The sequence below is a fragment of the Pseudoalteromonas sp. UBA2102 genome, assembly GCF_002331165.1.
GTDB classification, from domain to species: domain Bacteria; phylum Pseudomonadota; class Gammaproteobacteria; order Enterobacterales; family Alteromonadaceae; genus Pseudoalteromonas; species Pseudoalteromonas atlantica.
This window is the reverse complement of the sequence record NZ_DCYU01000063.1, coordinates 1-15,907: the sequence shown is the minus strand read 5'-3', so window position 1 is coordinate 15,907 and position 15,907 is coordinate 1. Positions and strand designations below refer to the sequence as shown.

16 protein-coding genes and 1 pseudogene are annotated in these 15,907 nt (G+C 42.0%); 15 read left to right on the top strand and 2 right to left on the bottom strand.

The window, feature by feature from the left end; genetic code table 11:
- Nucleotides 1–12: 12 nt before the first annotated feature.
- Entirely contained in the window at nucleotides 13–3,249 is a 3,237-nt protein-coding gene (rne, locus tag B2R65_RS08420; RefSeq protein ID WP_286741897.1) for a ribonuclease E, read from the bottom strand.
- Nucleotides 3,250–4,005: 756 nt separating this feature from the next.
- Here rne and rluC point away from each other — a divergent pair.
- Together rluC and B2R65_RS08410 are read left to right on the top strand one after the other, a co-directional pair.
- Nucleotides 4,006–4,965, top strand: a complete 960-nt coding sequence (rluC, locus tag B2R65_RS08415) for a 23S rRNA pseudouridine(955/2504/2580) synthase RluC (protein ID WP_004587682.1) — start codon at nucleotides 4,006–4,008, stop codon at nucleotides 4,963–4,965.
- Nucleotides 4,965–5,624: an HAD-IA family hydrolase gene (locus tag B2R65_RS08410; protein WP_286741895.1), complete on the top strand. Its 660-nt coding sequence runs from the start codon at nucleotides 4,965–4,967 to the stop codon at nucleotides 5,622–5,624. The genes rluC and B2R65_RS08410 overlap by 1 nt, the downstream gene beginning before the upstream one ends.
- Here the strand turns inward: B2R65_RS08410 and B2R65_RS08405 are convergent.
- Nucleotides 5,621–6,214 (bottom strand): Maf family protein, encoded by a 594-nt coding sequence (locus B2R65_RS08405; protein ID WP_286741893.1) that lies wholly within the window; start codon nucleotides 6,212–6,214, stop codon nucleotides 5,621–5,623. The genes B2R65_RS08410 and B2R65_RS08405 overlap by 4 nt on opposite strands.
- 131 nt (nucleotides 6,215–6,345) lie before the next feature.
- Here B2R65_RS08405 and yceD point away from each other — a divergent pair, with 131 nt between their 5' ends.
- The 13 genes and pseudogenes from yceD to B2R65_RS08340 form a co-directional block, all read left to right on the top strand.
- Nucleotides 6,346–6,870 (top strand): 23S rRNA accumulation protein YceD, encoded by a 525-nt coding sequence (gene yceD / locus B2R65_RS08400; RefSeq protein WP_286741891.1) that lies wholly within the window; start codon nucleotides 6,346–6,348, stop codon nucleotides 6,868–6,870.
- 10 nt (nucleotides 6,871–6,880) lie between these two features.
- A complete protein-coding gene (rpmF, locus tag B2R65_RS08395) occupies nucleotides 6,881–7,051 on the top strand; it encodes a 50S ribosomal protein L32 (RefSeq protein ID WP_004587686.1) in 171 nt (56 codons plus the stop codon).
- A gap of 11 nt (nucleotides 7,052–7,062) precedes the next feature.
- Nucleotides 7,063–8,100 carry a phosphate acyltransferase PlsX gene (plsX, locus tag B2R65_RS08390; protein WP_286741882.1) on the top strand — a complete coding sequence of 346 codons (1,038 nt, stop codon included), beginning with the start codon at nucleotides 7,063–7,065 and terminating at the stop codon, nucleotides 8,098–8,100.
- Between the two features lie 53 nt (nucleotides 8,101–8,153).
- Entirely contained in the window at nucleotides 8,154–9,080 is a 927-nt protein-coding gene (gene fabD, locus B2R65_RS08385) for an ACP S-malonyltransferase (protein ID WP_286741880.1), read from the top strand.
- 11 nt (nucleotides 9,081–9,091) lie between these two features.
- The gene (gene fabG, locus B2R65_RS08380) at nucleotides 9,092–9,838 is read left to right on the top strand and encodes a 3-oxoacyl-ACP reductase FabG (RefSeq protein ID WP_004587689.1); all 747 of its coding nucleotides are present in this window, start codon (nucleotides 9,092–9,094) and stop codon (nucleotides 9,836–9,838) included.
- 250 nt (nucleotides 9,839–10,088) lie between these two features.
- Complete coding sequence (gene acpP, locus B2R65_RS08375; protein WP_004587690.1) at nucleotides 10,089–10,325, top strand: acyl carrier protein; 237 nt, start codon at nucleotides 10,089–10,091, stop codon at nucleotides 10,323–10,325.
- A 272-nt stretch (nucleotides 10,326–10,597) separates the two neighbouring features.
- Entirely contained in the window at nucleotides 10,598–11,836 is a 1,239-nt protein-coding gene (gene fabF / locus B2R65_RS08370; protein ID WP_286741877.1) for a beta-ketoacyl-ACP synthase II, read from the top strand.
- Between the two features lie 73 nt (nucleotides 11,837–11,909).
- Complete coding sequence (gene pabC / locus B2R65_RS08365; RefSeq protein WP_286741876.1) at nucleotides 11,910–12,713, top strand: aminodeoxychorismate lyase; 804 nt, start codon at nucleotides 11,910–11,912, stop codon at nucleotides 12,711–12,713.
- Nucleotides 12,707–13,693 (top strand): endolytic transglycosylase MltG, encoded by a 987-nt coding sequence (mltG, locus tag B2R65_RS08360; RefSeq protein ID WP_286741874.1) that lies wholly within the window; start codon nucleotides 12,707–12,709, stop codon nucleotides 13,691–13,693. Before pabC ends, mltG begins: the two co-directional genes overlap by 7 nt.
- 7 nt (nucleotides 13,694–13,700) lie before the next feature.
- Nucleotides 13,701–14,327 carry a dTMP kinase gene (gene tmk, locus B2R65_RS08355; RefSeq protein WP_055015057.1) on the top strand — a complete coding sequence of 209 codons (627 nt, stop codon included), beginning with the start codon at nucleotides 13,701–13,703 and terminating at the stop codon, nucleotides 14,325–14,327.
- A 2-nt stretch (nucleotides 14,328–14,329) separates the two neighbouring features.
- A complete protein-coding gene (locus tag B2R65_RS08350) occupies nucleotides 14,330–15,244 on the top strand; it encodes a DNA polymerase III subunit (protein ID WP_286741871.1) in 915 nt (304 codons plus the stop codon).
- Nucleotides 15,245–15,255: 11 nt separating this feature from the next.
- Nucleotides 15,256–15,582 (top strand): PilZ domain-containing protein, encoded by a 327-nt coding sequence (locus tag B2R65_RS08345; RefSeq protein ID WP_055018382.1) that lies wholly within the window; start codon nucleotides 15,256–15,258, stop codon nucleotides 15,580–15,582.
- Between the two features lie 221 nt (nucleotides 15,583–15,803).
- Nucleotides 15,804–15,907, top strand: a pseudogene (locus B2R65_RS08340) (metal-dependent hydrolase); the annotation flags it as partial.

Below are 15,907 nucleotides of genomic sequence, written 5' to 3'. Positions count from 1 at the left end.
TGAGGCTAAGGGTTACTCAGCGCTCATTGTTTTAGTCATGTCTGAACTAGCACGACCTGCAGGTTTAATTGACCCTGCGCGTAAGCCACTATCAGGAACTAACTCACGTTTATCGTGTGCCATGGCAACTGATGTATGCTTTACGTCGCTATCAGCAACTGGTGTCGGTTGAGCCATAGGTGCGCTTGCAGCCCCTTTGCTAATAACCGTTTTTGCATTGGCATCTTTTTGCTCAGCTACTTCAGTCTCTGCTTTAACAGGCTCAGGTTTCGCTGGTTGCTCAACTACTTCAGGCTCTGCTTTAACAGGTTCTGGTGTTGCTGGTTGCTCAGCTACTTCAGGCTCCGCTTTAACAGGCTCTGGTGTTGCTGGTTGTTCAGCTACTTCAGGCTCTGCTTTAACAGGCTCTGGTGTTGCTGGTTGTTCAGCTACTTCAGGCTCAGCTTTAACAGGCTCTGGTGTTGCTGGTTGCTCAGCTACTTCAGGCTCTGATTTCACAGGCTCAGATGTTGTTATTGGTTGCTCAGTAACAACAACTGGCTCTTCAGCTGTTTCAGGATCAACAGTTTGTACTGCATCGTCATTGGCTGTTGGTTGCTCTGCTTTAGGAGCAGCTTCAACTTTAGCTAAGTCTTCTACAGCTAACGCTTGCTCAACATTTTCTGATGCATCGTTTGAGGTTGGCTGTTCAGCTTTTGCTTTTAGCTCTGCCTCATACTCAGCGGCAGCTTGATCTGCTACTGGCACAAATGCCGGAGCTTCATCTGCTTTTTCTTCTGTAGCTTCACCTTGCTCAGGACGACGGCGACGCTGGCCCGAAGCGCGAAGGTGACGAGGAGAACGGCGTGAACGCGTACGTGTTTGCCCTTGCTCATCTTCAGAGTTTGCTTCGTCAGTTGACGCTGCAGCTACTGGCTTTTCTTCTTGCTCAGGTTGTGCCTTAGGCGCTTGCTCTTTCACAGGTGCAGGTTTTGTTTGCTCTGACTTTTGCTCATTTGCAGTTTGCTTTGCTGCTGGCGCTTGCTCTTGCGCTTTAGGCTGCTCTATTTTAGCTGTTTCAGTGCTTTGCTGTGGTTGCTCAGTCGTATCAGATGCTTTTACTTGCTCAGTATTTTCATCTTGGATACGTATTTTTTTGCGAACATTACGACGTTGACGGCGAACTTTTGGCTTCTGCTCTTTAGGCTCAGTGCTTTGCTTAGCCTCAGTTTCATTCGCTTTTGCGTCTGTTTTTACTTGCTCTTTGTCTGCAGTACGATTGTCGTTATTACGGTTATCGTTACGCTTACGCGAGTTAGGATTACGACGGCGCTTATTGCGGTTCTCGTTTTTCTCTTGGCTTTCGTTCGCGGTAGATTCAGTTTTCACTTCTTCTTCAGCAGGACGTTCACCACGAGGTTTAGAGCGAGAGTTATTACGACGACGCTGGTTGTTATTGCGGCGACGGTTGTCACTGTTACCACGGCGATTGTTATTACGTGTTTGCTGTTGCTTTTCTTGCTCAGCTTTTTCTTTTGCTTGCTTTTCTTCTTCGCTTTCACCAGCAAATAACGACTTAAACCAATTACCAATAGCAGCCAATAGGCCACCTTCAACCTTAGGTACAGCAACAGGCGCTGCTGGTTTGTCTACTTTAGCTTGTGGCGCTGGCGTTGAAGGCATAACAACACCTTTAAGCATCGGCTCTTCACGAACAGGCGCAGCTGCTGGTTTAGCCATTTCGAACGATTCTGGCTCAGGTGCAACAACTTGCTCGTAACTTACTGTTTCTAGTGTTTCGTCTTTACGTAAACGCATCACTTCGTAGTGTGGTGTTTCCATATGTTGATTAGGAATAATAACCACATCACATTTATGATGCTTTTCAATACGATGAACGCTTCTGCGCTGCTCGTTTAATAAATAAGCGGCAACCGCTACAGGCACTTGTGCATTTACTTGTGCTGTGTTGTCTTTAATTGCTTCTTCTTCAATTAAACGCAAAATAGACAAGGCGATAGACTCGTTAGAACGAATAGTACCTTGGCCGCTACAACGCGGACATGGGCCTTGGCTTGCTTCACCTAGTGAAGGTCGCAAACGCTGGCGCGACATTTCAAGTAAACCAAAGCGCGAAATTTTACCAATTTGTACACGCGCACGATCTGGACGAGCGGCATCTTTTAAGCGGTTTTCTACTTCACGCTGATGGCGTGGCGGTGTCATATCGATAAAGTCGATAACAATTAAGCCACCTAAGTCGCGAAGACGTAATTGACGCGCAATTTCATCAGCCGCTTCTAAGTTAGTATTCAGTGCTGTTTCTTCGATATCTCCGCCTTTTGTTGCTTTAGACGAGTTGATATCAATAGAGGTGAGCGCTTCTGTTGGGTCAATTACAATTGAACCACCTGAAGGCAAACGTACTTCACGTTGGAACGCAGACTCAATTTGGCTTTCAATTTGGTAATGCGTAAATAATGGCGTGTCGCCTTGATAAAGCTTTACGCGGCTCATAAAGTCAGGGCGAAAACGCTCAATGTGCGCTTTAGCTTCTTCAAATACACGTGGTTTATCAATTAATATTTCACCAATATCACGACGTAAATAATCGCGAATAGCGCGGAAAATTACATTGCTTTCTTGGTGAATCAAAAACGGCGCTTTAGCACTGTCGGCTGCTTGTTGAATTGCATCCCAATGGACTAAAAGTGCTTTTAAATCGTAGTTTAACTCTTCAAACGATTTGCCAACACCTGCTGTGCGTACAATTAAGCCCATACCTTTAGGAAGTTCTAAACGGCTAAGTGCTTCTTTAAGGTCTGTACGCTCATCGCCTTCAATACGACGAGAAATACCGCCTGCACGAGGGTTGTTTGGCATTAGCACTAAGTAGCTACCCGCTACGCTGATAAAGGTAGTAAGTGCTGCGCCTTTTTGGCCGCGCTCTTCTTTATCAACTTGTACAATTACTTCTTGGCCTTCTTTAATCACGTCGCGAATATTTGGGCGTCCATGAAAAGTGTAACCTTGTGGGAAGTAAGTACGGGCAATTTCTTTTAAAGGAAGGAAACCATGACGATCGGCGCCGTAATCTACGAAAGCCGCTTCTAAAGAGGGTTCAATGCGTGTGATTTTGCCTTTATAAATATTGGCTTTTTTCTGTTCGTGACCTGGGCTTTCTATATCTAAATCATATAGGCGCTGGCCGTCAACCAGTGCTACGCGCATTTCTTCTTGCTGCGTTGCATTGATTAGCATACGTTTCATATTGTTACTCTACTTATTTTTTGTCGCTGACATGACGAAACGTGTTCGCCTGTTCAGTTGTTCCTTTTTTTAGAATGTGCAGCCTCACGACTGGGTCTGTAACGGAACGCTCTGTAATGTGTATGCAGTATTTTTTAAATGCTGGCTAACAATAACGTACGCTTACGTTATTAAATTCTTTATGGTGCTAAAACTGTCGGCTCTTACGCTCTTTACAAGTTTTACCCAGAAGTTGGCCTGTCATATCAATCTTTTTAGTACGTTTATGTTAGGCGCGTAGGGCTCGTTAAGTAACTTAAATACGATGAGTATTTTCTATGTACTTGCGAGCAAAGTTCGCTGCCGAATGTTAATAAACGCTTATTTGCTAGATTTTTAGTTCTAAATAAGCTGCTATACGGTACTACGTGTGAGCAAATGCTGAACAACGTTTTTACGTCGTCACTATCAAACAAATTATTTGTTCATTGCTTTTATTTTTGCATTAAATGTAAATTCATGTTCAAACTTAACCAGTAATATATTACGCGCATTACTGTTAGTTGATCGCACGTGTTAACTGAGTAGGCATAAAAGCTTTGGAAAACTTAACTCGGATCTGTATGATCGGCTACCCAGAATGTGCATCACGAATGTTTTAATGTGTTAAAAAGCACCGTTGTTATTTGCAAATACTAAATATTTGCGCTGCTGATTATCCCACTATTATAACCGTGTTAGCAACTAAATTATTTTACTTAAATCAGTGATTAGGCAATGTCAGAAAAAACCGGCTTACAAGTAACTTTTGTCACAATCAACGAAGACCATTTAGGTCAGCGTATTGATAACTTTCTTATTACCCATTTAAAAGGGGTGCCTAAAAGCGCTGTTTATAAAATTTTACGCAAAGGCGAGGTACGCGTTAATAAAAAGCGTATTAAGCCAGTTTACAAATTACAGCTTGATGATGTAGTGCGTATTCCGCCAATTAAAGTAGCAGAGCGCGAAGAGTTTGTGCCTAAAAAGCTCGATAAAGTGAAGCAATTAGAAGACGCAATACTCTTTGAAGATAAATACCTTATTGTAATTAATAAACCTTCGGGCATGGCTGTACATGGCGGCAGTGGTTTAAGCTACGGTTTAATAGAAGCACTACGCGTATTACGCCCAGATGAACGCAGTTTAGAGCTAGTACATAGGCTTGATAGAGACACATCGGGGTGTTTATTAATTTCAAAGCGTCGCTCGGTACTTACCGCATTACATGAGCAGCTGCGTGAAAAAACAATGGAAAAAAATTACTGGGCGTTGGTAACAGGGCAGTGGGATTCGTCGGTTAAAAATGTGACCGAAGGGCTACGTAAAAACACCCTCAAGTCGGGCGAGCGAGTAGTGCGTGTAGACAATAACGAAGGTAAACCTTCACATACTCGCTTTAGAGTACTTGAGCGTTTTAACGAGTGCTCGTTAGTGCAAGCCTCACCTGTGACTGGACGTACTCACCAAATTCGTGTTCATACACAGTGTAAAGGCCACCCTATTGCGTGCGATGATAAATACGGCGACCAAGGGTTTGATGTATCAATGCGCAAAATAGGCTTAAACCGCTTATTTTTACACGCCCACGATTTAAGCTTTTATCACCCTAAAAACGAAACTACCATGCGCGTAGAGGCGCCGCTTGATAACGCACTTAAAAGTTGTATTTTAAAATTAAGAGATGCTAAAGCGTAATGACCACCGCTGTATTAAAAAAATATAAACTGGTTATTTTTGATTGGGATGGCACTGTAATGGACTCAATTAGCAAAATTGTTAATTGTATTCGTCACAGTGCGTTGGCGCTTAATATTGAGCCGCCGAGCGACACTGCAATTAAAAATATTATTGGTATGTCGCTTGAACTTGCTATTGAGGTGCTATTTCCTGACGATGTAGCGCAGCATCCCGCATTAATTAACGGCTATAAACAGCAATACCGTGTTGATACGACTGCCACCCCTGTATTTGATAATGTAGAAAATGTACTAAGTGCGTTAAAAGCACAAGGGGTTATTTTAGCGATTGCCACCGGTAAAGGGCGTGCTGGTTTAATGCGTTTATTAGAGCAAACTCAGTTAGGGCATTACTTTAGTGCCACGCGCACAAGTGATGAAGCACGCTCTAAACCTTCCCCCGATATGCTTGAACAACTATTAGCTGAATTAGCAATAAATGCCGACGAAGCACTCATGATTGGGGATACAAAAATAGATATGGCCATGGCACAGGCAGCCAACATAGATAGAATTGGCGTTACCATGGGCGTACACAGTGCAGCGCAGTTAAGTGAGTTTAGCCCCGTTGCAACCGTTGATAATTATCAGCAGCTGCAACGCATACTACTTGGCTAAGGTTGCGCGGCGAGTATGTCGAGATTAAACTCAGCCAATAGCTGGCTGAGTTTAATAAGAGGCAAGCCTATTAAGCTATTAGGATCGTCTCCGTTTAATTTTTCAAATAAGCAAATCCCTAATCCTTCACTTTTAAAACTCCCAGCACAGTTATAAGGCTGCTCTGCATCGCAGTAGGCTTCTACTTGCTCTTTGATGAGTGTTCTAAATACTACTTCAAAAGGCTCTATTAACGTTTTTGCTTTATCGCTAGCAATATCGTAAACACATAGGCCAGTTAAAAACGTAACAGTTTGGCCGCTAAACAAAGAAAGCTGCTTTATGGCGTTTTCTTTATTATGAGGTTTACCAAGTATTTGCCCATCAAATACGGCCACTTGGTCGGAGCCGATTGCAAGGCCTTTAACAAAATGATCGCAAGCGGCACGCGCTTTACGCTCGCTTAGGCGCTTAACAAGTTGCTCAGGGGTTTCGTTTGGTATGGCGGTTTCGTCAATATCAGGCGAAAAAGTACTAAATGGCAGATTAAATTTTTGCAATAAAGACTGCCTAAATGGCGAGCTTGACGCTAATATAAGCGGGTGCTTCATAAATTATTATCCTAATTAAAATTAGTTTGAGTTAGGATAAATCAGATCCGTAATGAAAACACGTGAAAAACCATGTAAAAATGCTTTTTTGCTTTGACTAACCAATTAACTATCTATATGATGCAGCCCCTATGCAAAAGGTAAAAATTCCCATCACTCTTCATCCTGGGAAAGCAGCGCAACACCGTTTAACTTACGATGGTATTGTACCGCTTGAAAAACTTGCTCGTTTACGAGGTGTTGTACAGGAAGAAGTAGGTGAAATAGCGGTAAAAATTCAGTGCAAAACCGATGAGCAAGGTTTAGTTGTGATTAGTGGCAATTTGTCTACACACGTAACTGTAACTTGTCAGCGTTGTAATGATGATTTAGGGTTGGATTTGGATCAAGACTTTATGTATTCGCCTGTTGGTTTGGATGCTGAGTCAGATGATCTTCCTGAAGTCTACGATGAAGTAGCGCTTGATGATAACGGTGAAATTAACGTGTTTGAGTTAATCGAAGACGAGCTAATTTTAGCAGTGCCATTAGTGCCTACACACAACGAAGCTTCGTGCAATTACTCATCAAAGCCTGCTAGCTTTGGTGTACTAAAGGCGGAAGATGATAAACCAAATCCATTTGATATTTTGAAACAACTTAAGAAAGATTCTTAGGAGAAGACTAATGGCTGTACAAAAAAGCAAAAAGTCTCGTGCAAGACGCGGCATGCGCCGTTCACACGATGCGATCAACGGTCCAACTTTAACAGTTGACCAAACTTCAGGTGAGACTCATCGTCGTCACCATGTAACTGCTGACGGTTACTACAAAGGCGTTCAAGTAATTTCTAACTAAGAGATTGCTTTATGCTGACTAATCTAACCATAGCGTTAGATATGATGGGGGGCGATTATGGCCCCCGTTCATCTATCCCCGCTGCCGTTTACGCAGTAAATGCTCATGCCAATTTAACACTCATTTTATGTGGCAACGAGCAAGTAATTACTAATCAATTAGAATCCCTCGATTCACTTTCACACCCACGTTTAATTATTCGCCATTGCAGCGAAGTTGTCACTAATGCTTGCGAACCCGCTTTAGCTGTGCGTTCAAAAAAAGACTCCTCTATGCGTGTCGCCCTTGATTTAGTTAAATCGGGTGAAGCACAAGCCTGTGTAAGCTCGGGTAACACCGGCGCTTTATTTTTTATGGCTCATTACGTATTAAAAATGCTGCCTGGCGTTAAACGCCCCGCATTAATATCGGCCGTTCCTACAGAGCGAAAAAATCCAGTTTATCTGCTTGATTTAGGCGCTAATGTGCATTGTGATTCAGAAATACTTTATCAATTTGGCATTATGGGCTCGGTAGTAGCAGGCCAAGCTCTTGGCTGCGATAACCCTAAAGTGAGTTTACTTAATATTGGCTCAGAAGACATAAAAGGCCATGAAGCCATAAAGCAAGCAGCGCAGCTTATGCAGCAAAGCCCTTATATTAATTACACGGGTTACAGTGAAGGCAGTGATATTTTTTCGGGTAAAGCCGATGTCATTGTGTGTGAAGGGTTTGTCGGAAACGTTGCATTAAAAACCTGCGAAGGCATTGCTAAACTGATCATGAAAAAGTTTACAAGCGCCCTAGAAAAGCACTTAATTTACAAATGCATGGCGTTTATTTTAAGTCCTATCATAAAAAAACTCTATAATCGGGTGAACCCCGACCAGTATAACGGCGCTTCTCTGGTAGGATTGCGCGGTATTGTCGTTAAAAGCCATGGAAATGCATCAGCAAAAGCATTTCAAGCAGCAATCGATGAAGCGGTAAAAGAGGTTGAACGTCAACTTCCAGATAAAATAGCCGCTATTTTCGAAAAAACACATTCTAAAAACTCGGCGGCCGAATAACGTTTAGGTGCCGTAGTTACACTAAATTTTTGTTTAATTAAAAAGAGCAAAGTATGGCACAAAAAATTGCACTTCTATTTCCTGGTCAGGGCTCACAAAGCGTTGGCATGTTAAGCGAGCTACTAGAGAGCTCTGACATTGTAAAAGCAACCTTTAACGAAGCGTCAAGCGCACTTGGCTACGATTTAGCAGCGCTTGTACTAAATGGCCCAGAAGAAGAACTTAATCAAACTCACCGCACTCAACCTGCTTTATTAACAGCAAGCGTGGCAATTTACCGCCACTGGTTAGCTGCAAACCCAGATGTGGATGTGGTTATGGCTGGTCACAGCTTAGGTGAATACTCTGCATTGGTATGTAGTGACGTCATTAGCCTAGGTGAAGCGGTAAAACTTGTTGAAAACCGTGGCTTATACATGCAAGAAGCTGTACCTGCGGGCGTAGGCTCTATGGCTGCCATTATTGGTTTAGGCGATGAGCAAATAAAAACAGCATGTGAAGAGTCTGCACAAGGCGAGGTTGTTTCACCGGTAAATTATAACTCACCAGGGCAAGTTGTTATTGCAGGGCATAAAGCTGCTGTTGATAGAGCTTCACAAGCGTGTAAAGATGCCGGCGCAAAACGTGCCTTACCACTGAGTGTAAGCGTGCCTTCACATTGTGAACTAATGAAACCAGCGGCTGAAAAACTTGCCAACGATTTAGCCGCTTTAACATTTAATACACCTAAGTGTGATGTAATTAATAATGTTGATGTAAAAGCACAAAGCTCGGCTGATGCAATTAAAGATGCATTGGTACGTCAACTATACAGCCCAGTTCGTTGGACAGAAACAGTACAGGCTTTAGTTGCTCAAGGCATTACGCAAAGCTACGAATTTGGCCCAGGTAAAGTATTAACTGGCCTAGCAAAACGAATTGATAAAGCAATGGTATGTGGCTCAGTAAATGACGCTGCTGCTATCGACGCTGCAAAATAAGAGAATATAAAATGACTAATTTATTTTCATTAGAGGGCAAAGTTGTCCTAATTACTGGCGCAAGCCGTGGTATTGGTAAAGCAATTGCAAACACTTTAGTAGCGCAAGGCGCAAAAGTAGCAGGTACTGCTACGAGTGAGTCAGGCGCGGCTAAAATTAGCGATTACTTAGGTGATAACGGTAAGGGTTATGCTTTAAACGTAACCGATCCTGCATCGATTGAGGCGACATTAGCAGCAATAAAAGCCGACTTAGGCGATGTTGACGTACTTGTAAATAACGCAGGTATTACCCGTGATAATTTATTAATGCGTATGAAAGACGGTGAGTGGGACGATATTATCGACACTAACTTAAGCTCTATCTTCCGTTTATCTAAAGCGGTATTACGCCCAATGATGAAGAAAAAGAACGGCCGTATTATTAATATTGGCTCAGTTGTGGGCACTATGGGTAATGCAGGCCAAGCTAACTACGCGGCAGCTAAAGCGGGTGTTATTGGCTTTTCTAAATCGCTTGCACGCGAAGTTGCATCGCGCGGCATTACAGTAAATGTAGTAGCCCCTGGTTTTATTCAAACTGATATGACCGATGAGCTAACAGAAGATCAAAAAGCGGCCACCCTTGCTAATGTACCAGCAGGTCGATTAGGTCAGCCTGATGAAATAGCAGCGGCAGTGTGTTATTTAGCATCTGACGCCGCTGCGTATGTATCTGGCGAGACTTTGCATGTAAATGGCGCGATGTACATGGTTTAACCGCCATTGTTAAAAGTAAATGCTAAAAATAACTTAAGTAAGTGACCTCAAAAACATTGAAATTTTTATGTTCTTGCTTTAAACATACTTGAAATCGCTGTGAAAATAAGCGATAAAAGACAAAACAAACACTCAGAGGTTTGACCAGACAATTATTTATGGTCAAATCATTGAATCAGAGAATTATGCGGCGTAAACTACGCCGCAATCTGAAAATAACGCATTGGCGTTTTTAATAAAGGAAAGAAGAATGAGCGATATCCAAGAACGCGTAAAAAAAATTATCATCGAACAGCTAGGTGTTAAAGAAGAAGAAGTTAAAAACGAAGCTTCTTTCGTAGACGACCTAGGTGCAGATTCTCTTGATACTGTTGAACTAGTTATGGCTCTTGAAGAAGAGTTTGATACTGAGATCCCAGATGAAGAAGCTGAAAAGATCACTACAGTACAATCTGCAATCGATTACGTATCAGCTCACGCTGAGTAATTAATCGCATATTAAAGGCAGCATTCGCTGCCTTTAATCTATATATCCAAACCACCTCAAAGTTCATGATTCAAATTCACCCGCTTTTACTCTCTACTGCATTCATTTGTAATAGCACATCTTTAGTTGAATTTGAGACTCGCACTTTGAGGTCGCTTGGGTATGAATTCCCTTTGTAATGCCAATAGATTTGAACTTAGTAAGTTAAACGACTTACTAAAATAATACTATTTTAATCAATTGGTTTAAATATCCCTTATTGGAGGCAAACCGTGGCTAAACGTCGAGTCGTCGTAACTGGCTTAGGAATGTTGACGCCGCTAGGTAATGATGTGCAATCTACCTGGCAAGGCTTATTAGATGGTAAAAGTGGTATACAAAATATAACCCACTTTGATACATCAAAATTTGGTACTAAATTCGCTGGACTCATAAATGACTTTGATGCAACTGCATACATGTCAGCGAAAGATACTAAAAAAATGGACTTATTTATTCAGTACGGCATTGCAGCGGGTGTTCAAGCCTTTCAAGACTCAGGTCTTGAAGTTACTGAACAAAACGCAACACGTATTGGTGTTGCAGTAGGTTCAGGCATTGGTGGATTGACCCTAATTGAAGAAAACCACATAAAGCTACTTAACAGTGGCCCACGTAAGCTTTCTCCATTTTATGTGCCATCAACCATTATTAATATGATCTCGGGCCATTTATCAATGATGCATGGTTTACGTGGTCCTAATATTTCTATTGTGACGGCATGTACTACAGGCCTGCACAATATTGGCCATGCAGCGCGTATGATTGCTTACGGCGATGCCGATGCGATGGTTGCCGGTGGCGCAGAAAAAGCCTGTACACCTATTGGTATGGGTGGCTTTAATGCTGCACGTGCGCTTTCTACCCGTAACGACGACCCACAAGCTGCGTCGCGTCCGTGGGATAAAGACCGCGATGGTTTTGTACTATCTGATGGTGCAGGTGTTGTTGTAGTAGAAGAGTATGAACACGCTAAAGCCCGTGGCGCTAAAATTTATGCTGAGCTTGTTGGCTTTGGTATGAGCGGTGATGCGTATCACATGACCTCGCCACCGGAAGATGGTGCAGGTGCGGCACTTGCTATGCAAAATGCATTAAACGATGCACAAGTAAATGCAGACCAAGTTGGTTACATTAACGCACACGGTACATCAACTAATGCAGGCGACAAAGCCGAAACGCAAGCTGTTAAAACTATTTTTGGCAGTGCAGCTAAAGATGTAATGGTTGGCTCGTCTAAATCGATGATGGGGCACCTATTAGGTGCAGCGGGTTCTGTAGAGTCTATTATTTCTATTTTATCGCTGGCCGATCAAAAAGTATCGCCCACCATTAACCTAGACAACCCAGATGAAGGCTGTGACTTAGATTACATAGCCCACACTGCACGTGATGCAAAACTCGATTTTGCACTGTGTAACTCATTTGGTTTTGGTGGGACTAATGGCTCGTTGCTATTTAAAAAGGTATAATCCTTTTTAACAACGAACCACATTATAAGAGCTCAGTTGTTTAACTGGGCTTTTTTTATGCAAGCCATTCAATATGCAAACAATAATAACAACCGATGATACTAGTGCGATTAATACACGGGATAGAGGCCTTAACTACGGTGATGGTTTTTTTACCACTGCCAAAGTAACTGCAGGGCACGTAGAGCATTGGCAATACCATAAAGCACGTTTGATAGAATGCGCCGAGCGTTTAGCGTTTCCTGCCATTAATTTTACTGAGCTTGAGCAGCATATTAAAACAGCCATTACTGGCTGCAAATTAAATGTCCTTAAAGTAGTTGTTACCCGCGGAGAAGGTGGGCGAGGTTATGGATTACCACAACACACCCATTTAACCATTTTAATTACAGTATCAGTGTTTCCACAAAACTACTCAGCATTAGCTAAAAGCGGAGTAAGTTTAGCTCTCAGCCCAATAAAATTAGCATCTCAGCCATTACTTGCAGGCTTAAAAACGCTTAACCGTTTAGAGCAAGTGCTTATTAAAAATGCCATGGCATCTCAACAGTGCGACGATGTTTTAGTGCTCGATCATCAAAACAATGTCATTGAAGCGTCAGCCGCTAATGTGTTTGCAATTGGCAATAATACACTCTACACACCTAGCCTTGAGCAATGCGGTATAAAGGGGGTTTATCTGCAATCGTTATGTGATAAATTAGCGGTTGAATTTAAGCACGTTAGCCTAAATGAGCTAACCCAAGCACGCGCTGTATTTATATGTAATAGTTTAATGGGTGCAGTGCCTGTTAACCGTATTGAGCAACACCCCTTTAATGTTGAGCAGAGCATGCGTTTATTAAATGAATTACTAGCCAAGGAGGCTAAGTGTTAAAAGTTATTTTATCGGTATTATTGTTAGCTTTAGTGACAACGCTAGTAGGGTATCAACAATTACAAGCAACAATAACAAGCCCGCTAAATATAGCTACCCCTGTGCAATTTGAAGTAAAAAAAGGTATGGGCTTTAACCAACTTTGTAAGCAATGGGAGGCTAATGATTGGTTAAAAAGTTGCTGGCGTTACCAAGTGATTGCAAAGCTTGACCCAACGCTAACCGATTTAAAAGCAGGTTTATACCAACTAACTAATACAAGTGTTATAAATAACATAAAAAAAATAAACAACGGTGAACAAATTAGCTTTAGCTTTACCATTATTGAAGGGCAAAACTTACGGGAAGTATTAGCTGCCATTAATAGCGCGCCGCATTTAACTAATAACTTAAATACAGAGCAACTTTCGCAGCAAATAGTAGGCGAAAAAGGCCATTTAGAAGGGTGGTTATTTCCAGATACGTACCATTACCACAGCGGTGATACGGCTAGTAGTTTACTAAAGCGAGCAGCCGTTAAAATGCAGCAAACACTTGAGCAAGCATGGCCAAAGCGCGCAAAAAATCTACCCTATAAAAACGCATATGATGCGCTAATTATGGCCTCTATTATTGAAAAAGAAACCGGCCTTGCCAGTGAGCGCCCGCTAATAGCCGCTGTATTTATAAATAGATTAAACGCCAATATGCGCCTTCAAACAGACCCAACCGTAATATACGGCCTAGGAGCGGATTTTGACGGCGACATTAAGCGAAAAGATTTACGCGATTACACACCCTATAACACGTATCGTATTAACGGGCTGCCGCCTACACCCATTGCCATGCCCTCAAAAGCCGCTATTTTAGCAGCGCTTAACCCACCGCAATCAGAGTATGTTTACTTTGTGGCTAAGGGCGATGGCAGTCATCAATTTTCAACCACGTTAAAGCAACACAACGCGGCAGTTAAAACGTATATATTAAATAAAACGAATTAAACCTTATATGAAACCAAAATTTATTGTTATTGAAGGCCTTGAAGGTGCGGGCAAATCAACGGCTATTTCGTTATGCCAAGACTTTTTAAACAAAAAACAAATAGACTTTATTAACGTGCGCGAGCCTGGAGGCACGCCGCTTGCGGAGTCTTTACGAACGCTTGTAAAAGCAGAGCACAAAGAAGACATAGCCTTTGAAACCGAATTACTTATTATGTACGCAGCGCGCTCGCAACTTATGCATAATGTAATTAACCCAGCACTTAATAACGGGCAGTGGGTATTAGCCGATCGTCACGACTTGTCATCTCAGGCTTACCAAGGAGGCGGGCGCGGCATTAGCGCTAATACCTTATCGTCTTTGTCGTCTATGGTGTTAAAAGGGTTAAAACCTGATTTAACCATTTACCTAGATATAGACCCAGTAATCGGTCTTGAGCGTGCTAAAGGACGTGGTGAGCTTGATAGGATAGAGCAAGAGGCCATAGAGTTTTTTCAGCGTACGCGTATGCGTTATGTTGAGCTGGCAAATGACGATAGCTCAATAAAAACGGTTGATGCCAATCAAAGTATTGATAAAGTACATCGCGATATAACCAACGTACTACGCACCTTTTTTGAAGGGTTAAAATAGTAATGGCATTGCCGTGGCTTAATAGCGTAGAGCAACAGCTCGCGCAAAGTTACAAAGCACAGCGTTTTCATCATGCGCAGCTATTATGCGGGCCTATTGGAGTAGGAAAGTTTGAGCTAAGCGAACAATTAGCAAATAGTTTGTTATGCCAAAATATTAATACCCACATGCAGCGCGAAAACAGCACGCTTAGCCCGTGCGGCCAATGTAAAAGTTGTGCTTTAACGCTTGCCGGAAACCACCCAGACAAACGCTTAACGCAAGTTGAGGGGCAAAGCATTGGTGTAGACGATATTCGCGCGATAAGCGATTTTATGAACCACTCTGCTGCGCAAAATGGTAATAAAGTAGCCATTATAGAAAACTGCGAAAAAATGACCACGGCTGCGGCAAACGCATTACTAAAAACGCTAGAAGAGCCCAGCAATAGTCGCTTTTTAATTTTAACAACAAGCAATACCGCGCAGTTACCTGCCACTATTTTAAGCCGCTGCGCCAAAACAGACATTAAAGTAACTAACCCCAATGAAGCCAAAAGCTGGTTAGCCAACTTAAATATAAATGATCATGTGTGGTTACCTTTATTTTATACGCAACCACTGTTAATTAAACAGTGGCAAGCGCAAGATCAACTGCAACACATTGATACTTTATATAAATTTGCAACTGAGTTTAAACAAAGCCATAATTTTAGTCCGCTTGTTAATATAATTAATAAACAACCTGAGCTAATACGCATTTTTACATTATTTTTAAGCGAGCAATTAAAACAGCAGCTTATAAAAGGTTTAAGTTTTGACGCGTACCAAAGTGCGCAGCAAGCGGTGAATGAATTTTTACAAAATAGCACAGAGGTACTCGGGCTTAATTTACCTCTAGCAGTGTCGCGTTTAGCGCATGCCCTGCGTCACATTTAATAGGAATACTTATGCAAGAGCTTTTAGTTGATGTAGACAACCTTGACGAACTTTACCGCTGCTACATGCCATATTTAAAACAAGGGGGCCTTTTTGTGCGTACCAACATGCGCTACGAAATTGGCTACTCGTTAGCACTAAGAGTGACGTTACCAGATGCGCTAGAAGATGACGTTGTAACGGGTAAAGTTGCATGGATAACGCCTCAAGGCGCACAAAGCTCTAACCCACCCGGTATAGGGATTAGCTTTTTAGATGACAAAACAAATCTAAACGCTAAAATCGAAAAGCTATTAGGCACTATGTTAAACTCTGGTAACCCAACATATACCATGTAGCTTAATGGGCTATTTTGCCCGTTAAATCGTAATACCAATGTGCTTAATTAAGTAATTTTTTTTGGTAATAAAATCGGTGCAATAACAAACTAAAAACTTCGGTATTTAGTCGTTTTAAATTAGAAATTTTAACGCTGTTAGCGCCAGTTTTAACCTCTAAAATTGATTAACTCTTATTGTGGATTGGTAAAATTAACACCCAAAACAATACAGGCCGTATAGTGATTGTAGATTCTCATTGCCATTTAGATCGTCTTGATTTTGACAAACTAGATTTAAACTTAGATCAAGTACTCGACAACGCCCGCGCAAAGCAAGTAGAGCA

Bases quoted from the DNA above. Each gene is read 5' to 3' on its own strand.
- rne (WP_286741897.1), bottom strand. From the start codon at position 3,249: ATGAAACGTATGCTAATCAATGCAACGCAGCAAGAAGAAATGCGCGTA.
- rluC (WP_004587682.1), top strand. From the start codon at position 4,006: ATGTCAGAAAAAACCGGCTTACAAGTAACTTTTGTCACAATCAACGAA.
- B2R65_RS08410 (WP_286741895.1), top strand. From the start codon at position 4,965: ATGACCACCGCTGTATTAAAAAAATATAAACTGGTTATTTTTGATTGG.
- B2R65_RS08405 (WP_286741893.1), bottom strand. From the start codon at position 6,214: ATGAAGCACCCGCTTATATTAGCGTCAAGCTCGCCATTTAGGCAGTCT.
- yceD (WP_286741891.1), top strand. From the start codon at position 6,346: ATGCAAAAGGTAAAAATTCCCATCACTCTTCATCCTGGGAAAGCAGCG.
- rpmF (WP_004587686.1), top strand. From the start codon at position 6,881: ATGGCTGTACAAAAAAGCAAAAAGTCTCGTGCAAGACGCGGCATGCGC.
- plsX (WP_286741882.1), top strand. From the start codon at position 7,063: ATGCTGACTAATCTAACCATAGCGTTAGATATGATGGGGGGCGATTAT.
- fabD (WP_286741880.1), top strand. From the start codon at position 8,154: ATGGCACAAAAAATTGCACTTCTATTTCCTGGTCAGGGCTCACAAAGC.
- fabG (WP_004587689.1), top strand. From the start codon at position 9,092: ATGACTAATTTATTTTCATTAGAGGGCAAAGTTGTCCTAATTACTGGC.
- acpP (WP_004587690.1), top strand. From the start codon at position 10,089: ATGAGCGATATCCAAGAACGCGTAAAAAAAATTATCATCGAACAGCTA.
- pabC (WP_286741876.1), top strand. From the start codon at position 11,910: ATGCAAACAATAATAACAACCGATGATACTAGTGCGATTAATACACGG.
- tmk (WP_055015057.1), top strand. From the start codon at position 13,701: ATGAAACCAAAATTTATTGTTATTGAAGGCCTTGAAGGTGCGGGCAAA.
- B2R65_RS08350 (WP_286741871.1), top strand. From the start codon at position 14,330: ATGGCATTGCCGTGGCTTAATAGCGTAGAGCAACAGCTCGCGCAAAGT.
- B2R65_RS08345 (WP_055018382.1), top strand. From the start codon at position 15,256: ATGCAAGAGCTTTTAGTTGATGTAGACAACCTTGACGAACTTTACCGC.